The sequence below is a fragment of the Azospira sp. I09 genome (assembly GCF_009177135.1).
Lineage (GTDB): Bacteria > Pseudomonadota > Gammaproteobacteria > Burkholderiales > Rhodocyclaceae > Azospira > Azospira oryzae.
This window is the reverse complement of sequence record NZ_AP021844.1, coordinates 2,310,530-2,326,369: the sequence shown is the minus strand read 5'-3', so window position 1 is coordinate 2,326,369 and position 15,840 is coordinate 2,310,530. Positions and strand designations below refer to the sequence as shown.

13 protein-coding genes are annotated in these 15,840 nt (G+C 67.3%); 9 read left to right on the top strand and 4 right to left on the bottom strand.

Annotation, left to right across the window (positions count from 1 at the left end; genetic code table 11):
- Positions 1 to 66: 66 nt before the first annotated feature.
- A complete protein-coding gene (gluQRS, locus tag AZSP09_RS10840) occupies positions 67 to 978 on the top strand; it encodes a tRNA glutamyl-Q(34) synthetase GluQRS (protein WP_152090041.1) in 912 nt (303 codons plus the stop codon).
- Positions 979 to 1,003: 25 nt separating this feature from the next.
- Here gluQRS and clsB read toward each other — a convergent pair whose 3' ends face one another.
- Positions 1,004 to 2,164, bottom strand: coding sequence for a cardiolipin synthase ClsB (gene clsB / locus AZSP09_RS10835; protein WP_152090040.1), 1,161 nt, complete (start codon positions 2,162 to 2,164; stop codon positions 1,004 to 1,006).
- A 5-nt stretch (positions 2,165 to 2,169) separates the two neighbouring features.
- Entirely contained in the window at positions 2,170 to 2,925 is a 756-nt protein-coding gene (locus AZSP09_RS10830; protein ID WP_152090039.1) for an endonuclease/exonuclease/phosphatase family protein, read from the bottom strand.
- 141 nt (positions 2,926 to 3,066) lie between these two features.
- Here AZSP09_RS10830 and AZSP09_RS10825 point away from each other — a divergent pair, with 141 nt between their 5' ends.
- Positions 3,067 to 4,701, top strand: coding sequence for a methyl-accepting chemotaxis protein (locus tag AZSP09_RS10825; protein ID WP_172974746.1), 1,635 nt, complete (start codon positions 3,067 to 3,069; stop codon positions 4,699 to 4,701).
- Positions 4,702 to 4,758: 57 nt separating this feature from the next.
- On the opposite strand, the gene nadA is transcribed toward AZSP09_RS10825, so the two are convergent.
- Positions 4,759 to 5,856 carry a quinolinate synthase NadA gene (gene nadA, locus AZSP09_RS10820; protein WP_152090037.1) on the bottom strand — a complete coding sequence of 366 codons (1,098 nt, stop codon included), beginning with the start codon at positions 5,854 to 5,856 and terminating at the stop codon, positions 4,759 to 4,761.
- Positions 5,857 to 5,906: 50 nt separating this feature from the next.
- Here nadA and AZSP09_RS10815 point away from each other — a divergent pair, with 50 nt between their 5' ends.
- Genes AZSP09_RS10815 through AZSP09_RS10805 form a run of 3 tightly spaced genes read left to right on the top strand, consistent with a single transcriptional unit; the run spans position 5,907 to position 10,333 of the window.
- Positions 5,907 to 9,050 (top strand): CHAT domain-containing protein, encoded by a 3,144-nt coding sequence (locus tag AZSP09_RS10815; protein WP_152090036.1) that lies wholly within the window; start codon positions 5,907 to 5,909, stop codon positions 9,048 to 9,050.
- Between the two features lie 13 nt (positions 9,051 to 9,063).
- Complete coding sequence (locus AZSP09_RS10810) at positions 9,064 to 9,510, top strand: hypothetical protein (RefSeq protein WP_152090035.1); 447 nt, start codon at positions 9,064 to 9,066, stop codon at positions 9,508 to 9,510.
- A 4-nt stretch (positions 9,511 to 9,514) separates the two neighbouring features.
- Positions 9,515 to 10,333: a hypothetical protein gene (locus tag AZSP09_RS10805; RefSeq protein ID WP_152090034.1), complete on the top strand. Its 819-nt coding sequence runs from the start codon at positions 9,515 to 9,517 to the stop codon at positions 10,331 to 10,333.
- 3 nt (positions 10,334 to 10,336) lie between these two features.
- Here AZSP09_RS10805 and AZSP09_RS10800 read toward each other — a convergent pair whose 3' ends face one another.
- Complete coding sequence (locus AZSP09_RS10800) at positions 10,337 to 10,789, bottom strand: rhodanese-like domain-containing protein (protein WP_014236150.1); 453 nt, start codon at positions 10,787 to 10,789, stop codon at positions 10,337 to 10,339.
- A gap of 329 nt (positions 10,790 to 11,118) precedes the next feature.
- Between AZSP09_RS10800 and glnA the strand changes: the two genes are divergently transcribed.
- The 4 genes from glnA (at position 11,119) to ntrC (ending at position 15,813) form a co-directional block, all read left to right on the top strand.
- The gene (glnA, locus tag AZSP09_RS10795) at positions 11,119 to 12,531 is read left to right on the top strand and encodes a glutamate--ammonia ligase (protein ID WP_014236151.1); all 1,413 of its coding nucleotides are present in this window, start codon (positions 11,119 to 11,121) and stop codon (positions 12,529 to 12,531) included.
- 170 nt (positions 12,532 to 12,701) lie between these two features.
- The gene (locus AZSP09_RS10790; protein ID WP_152090033.1) at positions 12,702 to 13,202 is read left to right on the top strand and encodes a DUF4124 domain-containing protein; all 501 of its coding nucleotides are present in this window, start codon (positions 12,702 to 12,704) and stop codon (positions 13,200 to 13,202) included.
- A gap of 38 nt (positions 13,203 to 13,240) precedes the next feature.
- Complete coding sequence (gene glnL / locus AZSP09_RS10785; protein WP_152090032.1) at positions 13,241 to 14,296, top strand: nitrogen regulation protein NR(II); 1,056 nt, start codon at positions 13,241 to 13,243, stop codon at positions 14,294 to 14,296.
- Between the two features lie 80 nt (positions 14,297 to 14,376).
- Positions 14,377 to 15,813 (top strand): nitrogen regulation protein NR(I), encoded by a 1,437-nt coding sequence (ntrC, locus tag AZSP09_RS10780; protein WP_014236154.1) that lies wholly within the window; start codon positions 14,377 to 14,379, stop codon positions 15,811 to 15,813.
- The last annotated feature ends 27 nt before the right edge of the window (positions 15,814 to 15,840 follow it).

The following is a 15,840-nucleotide window of genomic DNA, read 5'->3' as shown; positions in this document are numbered from 1 at the left end:
GCCGGCCGGCCCCCTCGTCAGAGCGGGCCGGCTTTTTCTTGGTGCCGATCCGGTAAACTCCGGCCCATGACCCGCTCCCCTTCGGCCTATCGCGGCCGTTTTGCCCCCTCGCCCTCCGGCCCCCTGCATTTCGGTTCCCTGGTGGCTGCCCTCGGCAGTTGCCTGGAGGCCCGTTGCCGCCAGGGCGAGTGGCTGGTGCGCATGGAGGATGTGGATGGGCCGCGCACGGTGCCGGGCGCAGCGGATGCCATCCTGCGCAGCCTGGAAGCCTACGGCTTCGTCTGGGACGGCCCGGTGCTGTGGCAGAGCCAGCGCCACGAGGCCTATGCCGCCGCCCTGGCCCGCCTGCAGGCGGCGGGGCAGGCCTATCCCTGCGCCTGTTCGCGCAAGGAGATCGCCGAGGGCCACGGCGGCCGATCCATCGACGGCGCCCCCCGCTATGCCGGCACCTGCCGCGGCGGTTTGCAGCCCGGGCAGTCGCCCCGGGCCTGGCGCCTGCGTCTGCCGGACCGGGAGGTGAGCTTCGAGGACGGCCTGCTGGGCCGGGTGGGGCACAACCTGGAGCGGGACGTGGGGGACATCGTCCTGCTGCGGGCCGACGGCCAGTACGCCTACCAGCTGGCGGTGGTGGTGGACGATGCCTTCCAGGGCGTCACCCATGTGGTGCGCGGGGCCGACCTGCTGGATTCGACGCCGCGCCAGATCTGGCTGCAGCAGTGCCTGGGCGTGCCGACGCCGGCCTACGTGCATCTGCCCCTGGCCACCAATGCCCGGGGCGAGAAGCTGTCCAAGCAGACCCGGGCACCGGCCCTGGACGACGGCCGGCCGGTGCCGGCCCTGGTGGATGCCCTGGAGTTCCTTGGCCAGCGGCCGCCTCCGGCCCTGCGTGCCGCCAGCCGGGACGAGGTATGGGCCTGGGCAGTGGCCCACTGGAACCTGGCGCTGGTTCCCCGTTGCCGGGCCGTCAGCCTGGAATAGGGCTTGCCTGCTGGCTCCCAGGCCCTCAGTGCCTGGCGCCGTAGCCCGCCAATCCGATCATCAGCCGCACCAGGGAATAGGCCAGGCGCCGCAGCCAGCGGGAATGCCAGGGAATGCGGCGCCAGCGTCCCGGCAGCAGCTCCCGTCCGCCCTCGGCCATGGCCTGCTGCAGGCTGCTCCGCAACTGGGAGGTGAAGGTGGCGTCCCGCACCACCACATTGGCCTCCCGGGCCAGCAGCAGGGAGAAGGGATCGATGTTGCTGGAGCCCACGGTGGCCCAGTCCCGGTCCACCACCGCCACCTTGGCGTGGAGGAAGCTGCGGTGGTATTCGACGATGCGGATGCCGGCCTCCAGCAGGCTGCCGTAGAGGGCCTGGCTGGCGTAGTGCAGCAGCCGGTATTCCACCCGCCCCTGCAGCAGGATGGTGACGCGCACGCCCCGGGCGGCGGCTTCCCGCAGGGCTTCCTTGAAGCGGCGCCCCGGCAGGAAATAGGCGTTGGCCAGGATCACTTCCTCCCGGGCTGCAGCGATGGCCTGCAGGTAGGCATCCTCGATGTCGCGCCGGTGGCGGATGTTGTCCCGCACCACGAAGGCGGCCGTCTGGTTGCCAACCGGCTGGCAACAGGCCGGGGCCGGCGGCGGCAGGCGGAAGCGGTGGCGGAAACTGGCCCAGACGACGATTTCCCAGACATGCCGCACCGAGCGCTGGATCGGTTCCAGCAACGGGCCCTCGACGCAGACGGCGTAATCGAAGCGGGGCGGAATCTGGTGCGGCGTGTTGCGGTCGTCGATGATGTTGATGCCGCCGACGAAGGCCAGGCGGCCGTCCACCACGGTGATCTTGCGGTGCAGGCGGCGCAGGCGATGCCGTCGCAGGCCCAGGTCGGGCAGTTCCGGGCGGTAGATGAGGACCTGCACGCCATCGGCCACCAGGGCCGGCATCAGGGTCCGGGGAAAGTCCCGGGCGCCGAAGCCGTCGGCCAGGACCCGCACCTTGAGGCCGCGCCGGGCGGCCCGGCAGAGGGCGGAGGCGACGGCCTGGCCGGTCTCGTCGGCCTCGAAGATGTAGGTCTCCAGATGCACCTCCCGCTCCGCCCCGTCGATGGCGGCCAGCAGGGCGGGGAAGAACTCGTCGCCGCTGTTGAGCAGGGTGACCCGGTTGCCTGGCAGGTAGGCCGCGTCCATGGTGCCTAGACGGGGGTGAGGTGGGCGGAGAGGGCCGCGTGGTCCGAGATGCGCGACCAGGGACGGCCGAAATGGACCTGGGTGGCGCTGACGGCAAAGCCCCGGGCGTAGATGCGGTCCAGGCGGAACAAAGGCAGGCCGGCCGGATAGCTGCGCACCGGGCGGCCCCGGGCGCCGTGGAAGACCTCGGTCAGGCCCAGGCGCTCGGCCAGCAGGCCGTCGGCCCGGTTGCGCCAGTCGTTGAAATCGCCGGCGATGATGAGGGGGGCATCCTCGGGCACCAGACCCTCCAGGCGCTGGGCCAGGGCGTCCATCTGCCGCCGCCGGCTGCGGCCGATCAGGGACAGGTGCACGCAGACGCAATGTAGGTGGTGCTCCCAGCCCGGCACCCGGACTTCGCAATGGAGCAGGCCGCGGCGCTCGAAGCGCAGATGGGTGACGTCCTGGTTGTGGCTGGAGAGGATGGGAAAGCGGGAGAGGATGGCGTTGCCGTGGTGGCCGTGGTCATAGACCATGTTGCGGCCGTAGGCGGCGTCGGGCCACACGTCCTCGGCGAGGAATTCGTGCTGGGGTTCCTCCGGCCAGTGCTCGTGCTGTTCCGCATGGCCCAGGTGCAGCCCCTGCACCTCCTGCAGGAAGACCAGGTCCGGACCCAGGGCCCGCAGGCGTTCCCGCAGCTCGTGCACCATCATGCGGCGGTTGAACTGGGAAAAGCCCTTGTGGATGTTGTAGGTGGTGATATGCAACGTGGGCGCGGGCATGGCGATGGGGAGGTGATTCCGTCCATTTTCGATAGTCGGAGGTTACCACGCCCTTATGCACGAACTAGGTAACGCCCTAGTTCTGGCGCCCTGGGCCGGTCGGTAAGATGCGCGCTCAATCAAATAAACCCGATGCCCAACATGGATATCTCCCATTTCCGAGTTCGCACCCAGATTGCCATCATGCTGGGAGTGCTGGTGCTCGGCATGCTGGTTTTCGGCGCCTGGTCCTTCCGTACCCTAGGGCAGGTGGAAGTCAATGGCCCGATCTACCGCGATATCGTCCGCGGCAAGGACCTTGTGGCCGATGTTCTGCCGCCCCCCAGCTACATTATCGAGTCCTATCTGGTGGTGCTGCAGCTGGCCGATTCGGAACAGGCTGCCGAGCGCGAGTCCCTGATCGCCCGCCTCCACAACCTTGAAAAGGAGTACGCCAGCCGCCGCACTTTCTGGCAGGGGGAACCGCTGGCCTCCGATATCCGGGAACAGTTGCTGACCCAAGCGCATCGGCCAGCGGAGCAGTTCTTTCAGCTGGTGAACGAGCGCTTCCTGCCCCACTTGAAGGCGGGAGACAATGCCGCGCTACGCGGCGACCTGAAAACTTTGCGGACGAGTTACGAGGCCCATCGGCAGGCCGTGGACCGGGTGGTGGAGATGGCCAACCGTAGCAATGCCACCCAGGAGCAACAGGCCGATCGGGCCATTTCCCGCGCCGGCTTCGGGCTGGTCCTGGTGCTTGGCCTGGCCTTGCTGGGCGGAGGGGCGCTGGCCTTGGTCATCAGCAGGGGGTTGATCAAGCGCATCCGCCAGGCTGCCGAGGTGGCCACCCGGGTGGCCCAGGGCGACTTGCGTACCCCGGTCACGGTGGATGGGGGCGGTGAGGTCGGCGAGTTGATGTCGGCCCTGCAGACCATGCAGTTGCGGCTGCGGGAACTGATTGCCCATCTGGGCGAGAGTGCCGACCATATTTTCAGCGCATCCCAGCAACTGTCCGTGTCGGCGGAGCAGGTTTCGGCCCGCACTCAGGATCAGTCCCAGTCGGCCCAGAACATTGCCGGTGCAGTTTCTGCCCTGACCGAGCAGATCGCAGCCATGGCTGAGAGCGCCAATCGTTCGGAAACCATGGTGCATGAGGCAGGCAATACGTCGGCGCAGGGCAGCGCCGCGGTGACCCGCACCGCGGAAGAGGTGGCGGAAGTGGCGCGCCGGGTGGGAGAAACATCGGACACCATCCAGTCCTTGGGCGACCAGTCCCGGCGCATCTCTGACATCGTCAATGTAATCAAGGAAATTGCCGACCAGACCAACCTGCTGGCGCTCAACGCGGCGATTGAAGCGGCCCGGGCGGGGGAAACGGGGCGGGGCTTTGCCGTGGTGGCCGATGAGGTGCGAAAGCTGGCGGAGCGCACCAGTCAATCCACCCACGAAATCACGGCCATGATTACCGCAGTGCAGACCGGCACGAGCCGGGCGGTGGAATCCATGCTGCTTGGCTCCGAGAAAGCCAAGGACGGCGTGGGCCTGGTGCAACAGGCAGCGGCCACCATGCTGGAAATCAAGGCTGGCACCGAGGCCATTACCGAAGAGATCGTGACCATCTCATCAGCCCTCAGGTCCCAGGCCGAAAACAGTCGCCACGTGACTCATCAGGTGGACGAAATTGCCCGGGTCTCCAGCGATAACAACCTGGCCATCCAGGAAGTCGCCCAGACGGCAGTGAGTCTGACCCGGTTGGCGGAGGCCCAGCACGATGCCGTGGCGCGTTTCCGTCTCTGATTCAGCGGGGCAAAAAAAAGGGCGTCCGAGGACGCCCTTTTTTCTTTCTGCCATGGCTCAGGAAATGGCCAGCATCCGGTCCAGGGCCAGCTTGGCCATGGGGGCTTCGTGGGCAGGCACGCTGATGCGGTTCACCACGTTGCCCTCGGCCAGGTTTTCCAGGGTCCAGGCCAGGTGCTGGGGGTCGATGCGCTGCATGGTGGAACACATGCACACCGTGGGGGCCATGAACTGGACGATCTTGCCTTCCGCCTTCACTTCCTCGGCCAGGCGGTTCACCAGATTCAGCTCGGTGCCCACCAGCCAGCGGGTGTTGGGGGCGGCTTCCTTGATGGTCTTGACGATGTGTTCGGTGGAGCCCACGTAGTTGGAGGCTTTGCAGACGTCGAAGCAGCATTCCGGATGGGAGATCACCAGGCCGTCCGGATGCTCCTGGCGGAAGCGCTGGATGTGGGCCGGCTGGAACATCTGGTGCACCGAACAGTGGCCCTTCCACAGCAGGATCTTGGCCTCCTTGATCTGCTGGGGGGTGAGGCCGCCGTATTCCTGGTCCGGGTCCCACACCACCATCTGCTCCATGGGGATGCCCATGTTGTGGCCGGTCCAGCGGCCCAGGTGCTGGTCGGGGAAGAACAACACCTTTTCCCGCTGGGCGAAGGCCCACTTGGCGATGGTGCCGGCGTTGGAGGAGGTGCACACGATGCCGCCCCGTTCGCCGCAGAAGGCTTTCAGGTCGGCAGCGGAGTTGATGTAGGTGACCGGGGTCACCAGGCTTTCCGCATTGCCCAGCACTTCGTTCAGTTCGCGCCAGCAGCGCTCCACCTTGGCCAGGTTGGCCATGTCGGCCATGGAACAGCCGGCCGCCAGGTCCGGCAGGATGGCGATCTGTTCCGGCTTGGACATGATGTCCGCCACCTCGGCCATGAAATGCACGCCGCAGAAGACGATGTATTCGGCGTCGGTCTGGGAGGCCAGGCGGGACAGCTTGAGGGAGTCGCCGGTGAGGTCGGCGTGCTGGTACACGTCGGCCCGCTGGTAGTGGTGGCAGAGCAGGACGGCCTTCTTGCCCAGCTTGGCCCGGGCGGCGCGGATGCGCTCCTGGCAGTCGGCGTCGGCCATCTGGTTGAAACGGTCGAATTGAATGGTGGCTTGCATTTGCTAGTATGTTCCCGTACGGAATGGGAGCCCGGGGGCGAGGAGCAATGTTGGGAAAGCGGAAATTCTATCATCGCTGGGGCCGGCCCCTTTCGCTGCTTTGCCTGCTGCTGGCGGGGGGCGCTGCACCGGTGTTCGGCGAGGAAGCGTTGCTGGAGCCGGAGGAGTTGCTGCTGGCGCCGCCGCCCCGCACCATCCAGGACGTAACCCGCCTGCTGGCCCAGTACAAGCCGGACCCCAAGGTGGCGGCCGAAGCCGTCGCCGCAGCCGAAAAGCCGGTACCCGATACCTCGGACCGCAATGTGCTGTTCGAGTTTTATCTGGAACGGGCCCGGGCTGCCGGCCGTATCGGCCGGGTCCGGCAGCAGATCGCCGACCTGGGCCAGGCCCGGCTCCTGGGCGAAGCCGGTTCGGCCCGCTATTCCCGCGCCCTGCGGGAACTGGCCTCCGCCGAGACCTCCGGCGGCAACCTGCTGGCGGCCGTGCGTTACGCCGAGGAAGCCATCCGCGCCACCCCGGCCAATTCCCAGGGCCAGCTGACGGGGACCAACCAGCTGGCCGCCTACCAGTACACCCTGATCGGCGATTTCGACAGCGCCCGGGCCCGGCTGCGGGACCTGGAGGCCATCCTGACCCGCATGAAGCAGAGCCGCAACTGGGACAACTTCGGCCATTCCTGGGTGGCTAACTACGAGCGGGCCCGGGGTGAGCTGTTCCGTGTCGAGGGCCGCTTCATTGAAGCCGAAGCGGCCTACCGCCGTGCCCTGCGGGAGAACGACGCCTACCTGGCGCTACTGCCCCGGCTGGAGGAGCGGAACATCGACGGCGGCAGCGTGGATGGCAGCCGCCGTTTCACCGAGGTGCTGGAACGGAGCCTGGCGGCCACCCTGCTGGCCCAGGGCAAGACGGCGGAGGCCGAGATCTATGCCCGCCAGGCCATCCGCCACTCCCTGGAGCGGGGCGGCCGGGATTCGACCGATGTGGGCCAGGGCCTGCGCATCCTGGCCTCCATCCTGGCCGAGGAGGGGCGCCTGGAGGAGTCCTCCCTGCTGGCCCGGGCGGCCCTGGACACTTTCCTCGAGGCCGGCGCCGTGCCAGAATCCCGCCTGCTTTCGGATGCCCGCCGTGCCCTGGCGGCGGCGTTGGTGGCCCAGCGCCGTTACGGCGAGGCCCTCCAGGTATTCGAGGAACTGCGGGCCGGCATCGCCGCTTCCCCCGAGCTGCTGGCCAAGACCGGTGCCGCCGACCTGGATTGGGTGCTGGCCCTGCTGCGTACCGGCAATGTGACGCGGGCCGAGCAGATGGCCAGGGCCATGTACGACTGGGCCCGCCAGCGCTACGGCGAGGGCAGTGCCCGCAGTGCCGAAGTGCGGGGCTTCCTGGCCATGACCCTGGGCGCCGCCGGCCGCCCCGAGGAGGCCTTCCAGGCCTTTGCCCAGGCGGTGCCGATCCTGCTGGACCAGGCCCGCAACGATGCCGAGGCGGAAACCGGCAGCCGCAAACGCCAGCAGCGCCTGCTGCTGATCCTGGAAAGCTACCTGCAGCTGCTGGGTCGCCTGGACGCCTCCAGCCCGGTCCTGCCCAAGGGCTTCGATGTGGTGGCCGAGTCCTTCCGCCTGGCCGACATTGCCCGTTCCAGTGGCGTGCAGCGGGCCCTTACCGCCAGTGCCGCCCGGGCCCGCATCGACGATCCGGCCCTGGCCGAGCTGGCGCGCAAGGAACAGGACGCCCAGCGTCGCATCAATTCTCTCAACACCCTGCTGACCCAGCTGCTGTCGGCTGCCGCGGACCAGCAGCTGCCCCAGGTGCAGCAGAAGATCCGCAGCGATGTGGATGCCCTGCGCCAGCAACGGGAAAGCTATCGTAAGGACATCGCCCGCCGTTTCCCCGATTACGCCCAGCTGGTGGATCCCCGGCCGGTGACCCTGGAGGAGGCGCGGCGTCGGCTGCACCCGGGGGAGGTGCTGGTGGCCTGGTACTTCGGTGAGGAGGGCGGTCAGGTATGGGCGGTGCCGGCCCAGGGCCAGGCCCGCTCGGCGCCCGTCGCCCTGTCGCGGGCCCGGCTGGCGGAGGCCGTGGCCGGCCTGCGCCGCGCCCTGGACCCGGGGGTGACCAGCATCGAGGAAATCCCCCCCTTCGACGTGGCCGCCGCCCACGATCTCTACGTGCAACTGCTGCAGCCCGTGCTGCCGGCCTGGCAGGGCGCCCGGGTCCTGCTGGCGGTGCCCCACGCCGAGCTGGGCCAGCTGCCCCTGTCCGTCCTGGTGACGGAAGCGGTACCGGCGCCGGGGCGCAGCCCGCTGCCTTTCGCCGCCTACAAGGAGGTGCCCTGGCTGGCCCGTAGCGTCGCCATCGCCCAGCTGCCCTCGGTGACGGCCCTGGGCAGCCTGCGGGCCCTCAAGCCGGGGGATTCCGGGCGTCGTCCCTTCATCGGTTTCGGCGATCCCCTGTTCAGCGAGGAGCAGGCCCGGCTGGCGGCGCTGCCCCCCAAGGGCATGGCCACCCGGGGAGCGCCCCTGCACCTGCGCAGCGTGCCCCGCACCGGCGGCGTCGATTCGGCCGAGCTGGCCCTGCTGCCGCGCCTGCCCGACACGGGCAGCGAAATCCGGGAAATTGCCCGGGTCCTGGGGGCCGAACGGGATGACGACATCTACCTGCAGACCCGGGCCAGCGAACGCTCCGTCCTGGAGACGGACCTGAGCAACCGGCGGGTGGTGATGTTCGCCACCCACGGCCTGGTGCCCGGCGACCTGGATGGCCTGACCCAGCCGGCCCTGGCCCTCACGGCGCCCCAGCTCAGCGGCGGCAAGGGCGACGGCCTGCTGACCCTGGACGAGATTCTCGGCCTGAAGCTGAATGCGGATTGGGTGGTACTCTCCGCCTGCAATACGGCAGCGGGGGAGGGCAGTGGCGCCGAAGCCGTATCCGGCCTGGGGCGGGCCTTTTTCTACGCCGGCGCCCGGGCCCTGCTGGTCTCCAACTGGCCGGTGGAAACTGTGGCGGCCCGTCTCATCATGACGGACCTGTTCCGCCGCCAGGTGCAGACGCCGGGGCTGGCCAAGGCTGAGGCCCTGCGCCAGTCCATGCTGGCCCTTCTGTCCGGGCCGGGCAGCGTGGATGCGAAAACGGGCAAGGCTGCGTTCAGCTATGCCCATCCCCTGTTTTGGGCCCCCTTCGTGGTGGTGGGCGATTGAGAGGAGAGCGACGATGCAGCGAGTGACGAGTTTTTTTGCGACGATGGCCTTGCTCGGCCTCCTCAGCGGCCCGGCCGCGGCGGTGACCCTGATCAAGGATGAGGAAGCCCGTCTGCCGGCAGCGGCGGCGGGGCTGGTCACCCGCGGCATCACCCGGGGCCCGGGGGTGAAGATGCTGTCCCCCGACCCGGCGGCCGGCCCGGTCAAATCCCCCTTCAACCTGAAGGTCAGCTTCGAACCCCGTGGTGGCGCCCGGATCGATCCGGCCAGCGTCTCCGTCACCTACCTGAAGGCGACCCCGGTGGACCTGCTGCCCCGGGTCAAGACCGGCTTGAGTGCGGGCGGTATCGAACTGGCGGGCGCCGAAGTGCCGCCGGGGGAGCACCAGATCCGCGTCACCGTGCAGGACAGCGAGGGGCGTCAGTCCTCCACCGTGCTGCAGCTCAATGTGGTGAAGTGATCCCATGAAGTGCCCCTACTGCACCTCCGACATTTCCCGGGAAGCCCTGGTGTGTCCCGTCTGCCGCCGCGACCTCTACCTGTTCAAGCCGCTCCTGGCCCGCATTGCGGACCTGGAGGCCCGGCTGCAGGAGAGCCGCGAGGCAGCACCGGAACTGTCGGCCCTGCAGGAGCGGATTCGCCTGCTGGAAGGCGGCAGCCCGCCCGGGGCCATGCCCGGCGCGGCGACCGGCGGTTCCGGCTGCGGGCGGGGCAGCTGGCTGCTGTACTGGGGGCTGCCCCTGCTGTTGTTGCTGCTTGCCCACGGCCTCATCGTGCTGGCCTTCGATCTCGACACGCTATATCTGCGCATCGTTTCCCTGCTCATTCCCCTGCCCTTCGGTTTTCTGCTGCTGCAACGGGGGCCGCGGTCCCTCTGGCATGCCGGCGCTGCCGCCTTTGCCATGGCGGCCCTGGCGGTGCTCGGCATGAGTGGTCTGGTGGCCTACGTGGATGGGGTGCCCTGGCTGCCCCAGGGGCGGGTGGAGTGGCGTGAATTCGCCGAGTACGCCGCCAGCATCGGTTTCAGCTACCTCACCGGCATGCTGCTGGGGCGCCTGCTGGCCCGCCGTGTCTCCGCGCTGCCGGCGGACTTGGCGGCGGAGTCGGCGGCAGGGCAGGGGGGCTGGAAGATGGCCCTGGCGCGGCGCCTGGTGAGCGGCCCGCCCAGCATGGAAAAGCTGCAGAAGGCGGTGTCCCGCATCAACGAGGTTTCCAGCTCCCTGGTGGCCATCGGCACCACGGTGCTGTCCATCTACACCGGGCTGAAGGACCTGCTCGGCTGATCCTCAGCCCTGCTGCCAGGGCAGGCCGGCATGGCGCCAGCCGCCCACCTTGTTGCGCTGGCCGTTGGCATCCTTGTCGCCCTCGAAGCCTTCGAGGACGTTGTACACCTCGGTGTAACCGGCCTGCACCGCCGTTTCGGCGGCCTTGTGGGAGCGGGCGCCGCTGCGGCAGATGAACATCACCAGTGCCTCCTTATCCACCTGATGCACCAGTTGGGCGGCGAAGTGGGGATTGGGCTGGTTGCCGGGATACTGCATCCATTCGATTTCCACGGCACCGGGAATGCGGCCGACCCAGTCCCACTCGGCGTGGGTGCGCACATCCACCAGCTTGGCTCCCGGCGCTGACTGCAGCAGTTCGTAGGCCTCCCGGGGCGTCAGGGCGCCGCCATAGGGCAGGCCCAGTTGCCGGGCCCGTTCCTGGGCCAGGGTCAGAATGTCGGAAATCTTGCCCATGGCGCTTGTCCTTCTGCTGGTTGATGGAAAAAGTATAAGTCAGATGCCGCTGCCGGCGGAGCCATCCAGGTTTCCTGGCGCCGGAGTTGTCGCGAGGGGGGACGAGCAGCTTTGGGGCGCTGATATACACGAACGCACCAGAATGGTGCGTTAGCCTGTAAAATGCACCGTTTGCGTGCGTCAAAAAAGTCCCGGTCGGGAAGTTTGCTTATGGCACAATGGCCTACTCGGCGCGAAGTGCTGGCATGGAACCTGCTATGAAAGTCGCGCACCGAATTATTTGATTTTGCCGGTCCGGCCGGTACCTGTTCAGTTAGGAGACTTAGCGTATGGCTACCCCCCAAGACATCATGAAGATGGTCAAGGAAAACGACGTCAAGTTCGTCGATTTCCGTTTCACCGACACCCGCGGTAAAGAGCAACACGTGGGCGTGCCCGTCAGCGCCTTCGACGAAGACAAGTTCGAATCCGGCCACGCTTTCGACGGTTCCTCCATCGCTGGCTGGAAGGGTATCCAGGCCTCCGACATGCTGCTGATGCCGGACCCCAACACTGCCTACATCGACCCCTTCTTCGACGAAACCACCCTGATCCTGACCTGTGACGTGGTGGAACCGGCCGATGGCAAGGGCTACGACCGCGACCCCCGCTCCATCGCCAAGCGCGCTGAAGCCTACCTGAAGTCCTCCGGCATCGGCGACACCGCCTTCTTCGGTCCGGAACCCGAATTCTTCATCTTCGACTCCGTGGAGTGGAAGACCGACATGTCCGGCACCTACGTGAAGATCTTCTCCGAAGAGGCTGCCTGGTCCACCGCCGAGAAGTTCGATGGCGGCAACGCCGGCCACCGTCCCATGGTCAAGGGCGGCTACTTCCCCGTGCCCCCCGTTGATTCCTTCAACGACATGCGCGCCCAGATGTGCCTGCTGCTGGAAGCCTGCGGCGTGCCCGTCGAAGTGCACCACCACGAAGTCGCCACCGCCGGCCAGAACGAAATCGGTACCGTCTTCAACACCCTGGTGCGTCGCGCCGACCAGACCCAGATCCTGAAGTACATCGTGCACAACGTGGCACACCAGTACGGCAAGACCGCCACCTTCATGCCCAAGCCCATCGTTGGCGACAACGGTTCCGGCATGCACGTGCACCAGTCCATCTGGAAGGATGGCCAGAACCTGTTCGCTGGCAACGGCTACGCCGGCCTGTCCGAAACCGCCCTGTACTACATCGGCGGCATCATCAAGCACGCCAAGGCCCTGAACGCCATCACCAACCCCGGTACCAACTCCTACAAGCGTCTGGTGCCCCACTACGAAGCTCCGGTGAAGCTGGCCTACTCCGCCAAGAACCGTTCCGCTTCCATCCGCGTGCCCTTCGTGCAATCCACCAAGGCCCGCCGTATCGAAACCCGCTTCCCCGATCCCATCGCCAACCCCTACCTGTGCTTCGCTGCACTGCTGATGGCTGGCCTGGACGGCATCCAGAACAAGATTCACCCCGGCGACGCTGCCGACAAGAATCTGTACGACCTGCCGCCCGAAGAAGATGCCAAGATCCCGACCGTTTGCGCCAGCCTGGACGAAGCTCTGGCCAACCTGGACAAGGACCGCGAGTTCCTGACCCGCGGCGGCGTCTTCTCCAACGACTGGATCGATTCCTTCATCGACCTGAAGATGGAAGAAGTGAACAAGCTGCGCATGACCACCCACCCGGTGGAATTCGACCTGTACTACAGCTGCTAAGCGGCTGTAGTACCAAGAAAAGGGACGGCCGCGGCCGTCCCTTTTTTTTGCTCCCGAGGCCGCCGAGCGTGGCCTCCGACGCCGTGTCCGGGCTTGCCCGGAGCAATGGCAAAGGCATTTGTAAAAGCCCTATCGATCCAATACACTTGCCCCGAACTCAAGGAGCGGCAATGAATACCAAGCTTTCCCGTGCCTCCCTGCTGGCCAGCCTGCTGGCCCTGGGGTTTGTCGGCCCGGTCCGGGCCGACATCTTCAAATGTACCGACGACGCCGGTCACATCACCTATGCCAATGCCCCCGGCAAGGGCTGCAAGCGCATCATCACCGATCCCGCCAACTCGGCTCCCAGCGGCGGCAGCCGGGCCCCGGCCAAGGTCAGCACGCCTTCGCCTTCGGATTTCCCCAAGGTGGGCAGCGAAACCCAGCGCAGCCGCGACAACGACCGCCGCACCATCCTGGAACAGGAACTGGCGGCCGAGCAGAAGAACCTGGAGGCCGCCAAGAAGGAGCTGGCCAATCAGGAGGCCAACATCCAGCCGACCGACCGCAACGTCGGCGGCGGCATCAACGGCGCCAAGGTGGCCGAGCGGGTGCAGCCCTACAAGGACAAGGTGCAACTGCATGAGCGCAACATCGAAGCCATCCGCAAGGAAATCGGCAATCTGCGTTGAGCGCCGCGGCTGGTACGCTTCCTGCTATCCAACCAGCCATGCCTAATCTGAATCCCGGCCCCTTCAGCGGCCTCGACCTGCTTTCGTCCGCTGTCATCCTCCTGGGTGATGGCCTCGTCATCCGCCACATGAACCCGGCGGCGGAGAATCTGCTGGCCACCAGCGGCCGGGTGGTGGTGGGACGCTCCCTGCTGGACATCATCCAGGCCTCGGCCGGCCTGCAGAAGGCCATGGACAGCGCCCTGGACAACGACTGGAGCTATACCGGCCACAACATCGAGATTCGCCGCGAAGACGACGAGGTGCTGCAGATCAACTGCACCGTGACGCCGGTGGATGCCCCGGAGGCCCGCCTGCTGCTGGAGCTGCGCCCCATCGACCAGCAGATCCGCGCCTCCCGGGAAGAGCGCCTGCTGCAGCAGCAACAGGCCAGCCGGGAGCTGATCCGCAACCTGGCCCACGAGATCAAGAATCCCCTCGGCGGCATCCGGGGCGCCGCCCAGCTGCTGGAATTCGAACTGAACAACCCCAGCCTGCGGGAATACACCCAGGTCATCATCAAGGAAGCGGACCGCCTGCAGGACCTGATGCAGCGCCTGCTTTCGCCCCACCGGCCGATGCAGCCCGGGCCGGTGAACATCCACGAAATCCTGGAACGGGTGCGCAGCCTGCTGCTGGCCGAATTCCCCGGCCAGCTGAAGATCCGCCGCGACTACGACACCAGCCTGCCGGACCTCATCGGCGACCGGGAGCAGCTGATCCAGGCCATCCTCAACATCGCCCGCAACGCCGCCCAGGCCATGGAAGGCAAGGGCGAGATCGTGCTGCGCACCCGGGCCGTGCGCCAGGTGACCCTGGCCAAGAAGCGCTTCCGCCTGGCCCTGGAACTGCAGGTGATCGACAACGGCCCCGGTATTCCCGAAGACATCCGGGAGCGCATGTTCTACCCCCTGGTCTCGGGCCGGGACGGTGGTTCCGGCCTGGGCCTGACCCTGGCCCAGAGCTTCGTGCAGCAGCACCAGGGCACGGTGGAATGCGAGAGCCGCCCGGGCCGCACCTGCTTCATCGTGCGCCTGCCCCTGGAACACGCCTGAGGCCGGCAGCCAAGCTGGCAAAGTAATTGCTCGGTGCTGTGGACCATTTCGCCACAGCGTAAAACGAATAAGGGATCACAATGAAACCCGTCTGGATTGTCGACGATGACCGCTCCATCCGCTGGGTCCTGGAAAAGGCCCTGGCCCGGGAACAGATCGCCCACAAGAGCTTCGCCTCCGCCGTGGATGCCCTGGCCGCCCTGGATGCCGGAGAGGTGCCCCAGGTCCTGCTTTCGGACATCCGCATGCCCGGCCAGTCCGGCCTGGAGCTGCTGCAGCACGTGAAGTCCCACATCCCCTCCCTGCCGGTCATCATCATGACCGCCTACTCGGACCTGGAGAGCGCCGTCGCCGCCTTCCAGGGCGGGGCCTTCGAATACCTGCCCAAACCCTTTGACGTGGACCAGGCCCTGGAACTGATCCGCCGGGCCCTGGATGAGTCGATGCACCAGGATGGTGCGGTCGAGGAAACCAGCATCAGTCCGGAGATTCTCGGTCAGGCTCCGGCCATGCAGGAAGTCTTCCGCGCCATCGGCCGTCTGGCCATGAGCCACGCCACCGTGCTCATCACCGGCGAATCCGGTTCCGGCAAGGAGCTGGTGGCCCGGGCCCTGCATCGCCACAGCCCCCGGGCGGACAAGCCCTTCATCGCCATCAACACCGCGGCCATTCCCAAGGACCTGCTCGAATCCGAACTGTTTGGCCATGAGCGGGGCGCCTTCACCGGCGCCGCCACCCAGCGCCGGGGCCGCTTCGAGCAGGCCGAGGGCGGCACCCTGTTCCTCGACGAAATCGGCGACATGCCCTCGGAACTGCAGACCCGCCTGCTGCGGGTGCTCTCCGACGGCCACTACTACCGGGTCGGCGGCCACCAGCCGCTGAAGGCCAATGTGCGGGTCATCGCCGCCACCCACCAGAACCTGGAAACCCGGGTCAAGGACGGCCTCTTCCGGGAGGATCTGTTCCACCGCCTCAACGTTATCCGTATCCGCCTGCCGGCCCTGCGCGAGCGGCGTGAGGACATTCCCCTGCTGGCCCGCCACTTCCTCGCCAAGAGCGCCCAGGAGCTGGGGGTGGAGCCCAAGCGCCTGTCCGACGGGGCAGTGAAGTTCCTCGTCTCCCTCGACTTCCAGGGCAACGTGCGGCAGCTGGAAAACCTCTGCCATTGGCTCACCGTCATGGCTCCCGGCCAGCTGGTGGAAGTGGGGGACCTGCCGCCGGAACTGCGGGAAACCTCCCCCGCCAGCGGCGCCGGCGTCATCGGCGGCTGGGAGGAAGCCCTGGCGGCCGAGGCTGATCGGCTCCTGGCCCGGGGCGTGCCGGACATCCACGGCAAGCTCTCCGACACCTTCGAGCGCATCCTCATCTCCCGCGCTCTGGCCCACACCGGCGGCCGCCGCATCGAGGCGGCCCAGGCCCTGGGCATCGGCCGCAACACCATCACCCGCAAGATCCAGGAACTGGGTCTGGAGGGCGGCAAGGCCGCCGCTGCGGCCGAGGAACCGGCGGCGGAATAAGCGGCTTCGGCCCCGCCGGGGGATTCG

Bases quoted from the DNA above. Each gene is read 5' to 3' on its own strand.
- glnA (WP_014236151.1), top strand. From the start codon at position 11,119: ATGGCTACCCCCCAAGACATCATGAAGATGGTCAAGGAAAACGACGTC.
- AZSP09_RS10825 (WP_172974746.1), top strand. From the start codon at position 3,067: ATGGATATCTCCCATTTCCGAGTTCGCACCCAGATTGCCATCATGCTG.
- AZSP09_RS10830 (WP_152090039.1), bottom strand. From the start codon at position 2,925: ATGCCCGCGCCCACGTTGCATATCACCACCTACAACATCCACAAGGGC.
- AZSP09_RS10805 (WP_152090034.1), top strand. From the start codon at position 9,515: ATGAAGTGCCCCTACTGCACCTCCGACATTTCCCGGGAAGCCCTGGTG.
- AZSP09_RS10810 (WP_152090035.1), top strand. From the start codon at position 9,064: ATGCAGCGAGTGACGAGTTTTTTTGCGACGATGGCCTTGCTCGGCCTC.
- gluQRS (WP_152090041.1), top strand. From the start codon at position 67: ATGACCCGCTCCCCTTCGGCCTATCGCGGCCGTTTTGCCCCCTCGCCC.
- glnL (WP_152090032.1), top strand. From the start codon at position 13,241: ATGCCTAATCTGAATCCCGGCCCCTTCAGCGGCCTCGACCTGCTTTCG.
- AZSP09_RS10790 (WP_152090033.1), top strand. From the start codon at position 12,702: ATGAATACCAAGCTTTCCCGTGCCTCCCTGCTGGCCAGCCTGCTGGCC.
- clsB (WP_152090040.1), bottom strand. From the start codon at position 2,164: ATGGACGCGGCCTACCTGCCAGGCAACCGGGTCACCCTGCTCAACAGC.
- nadA (WP_152090037.1), bottom strand. From the start codon at position 5,856: ATGCAAGCCACCATTCAATTCGACCGTTTCAACCAGATGGCCGACGCC.
- ntrC (WP_014236154.1), top strand. From the start codon at position 14,377: ATGAAACCCGTCTGGATTGTCGACGATGACCGCTCCATCCGCTGGGTC.
- AZSP09_RS10800 (WP_014236150.1), bottom strand. From the start codon at position 10,789: ATGGGCAAGATTTCCGACATTCTGACCCTGGCCCAGGAACGGGCCCGG.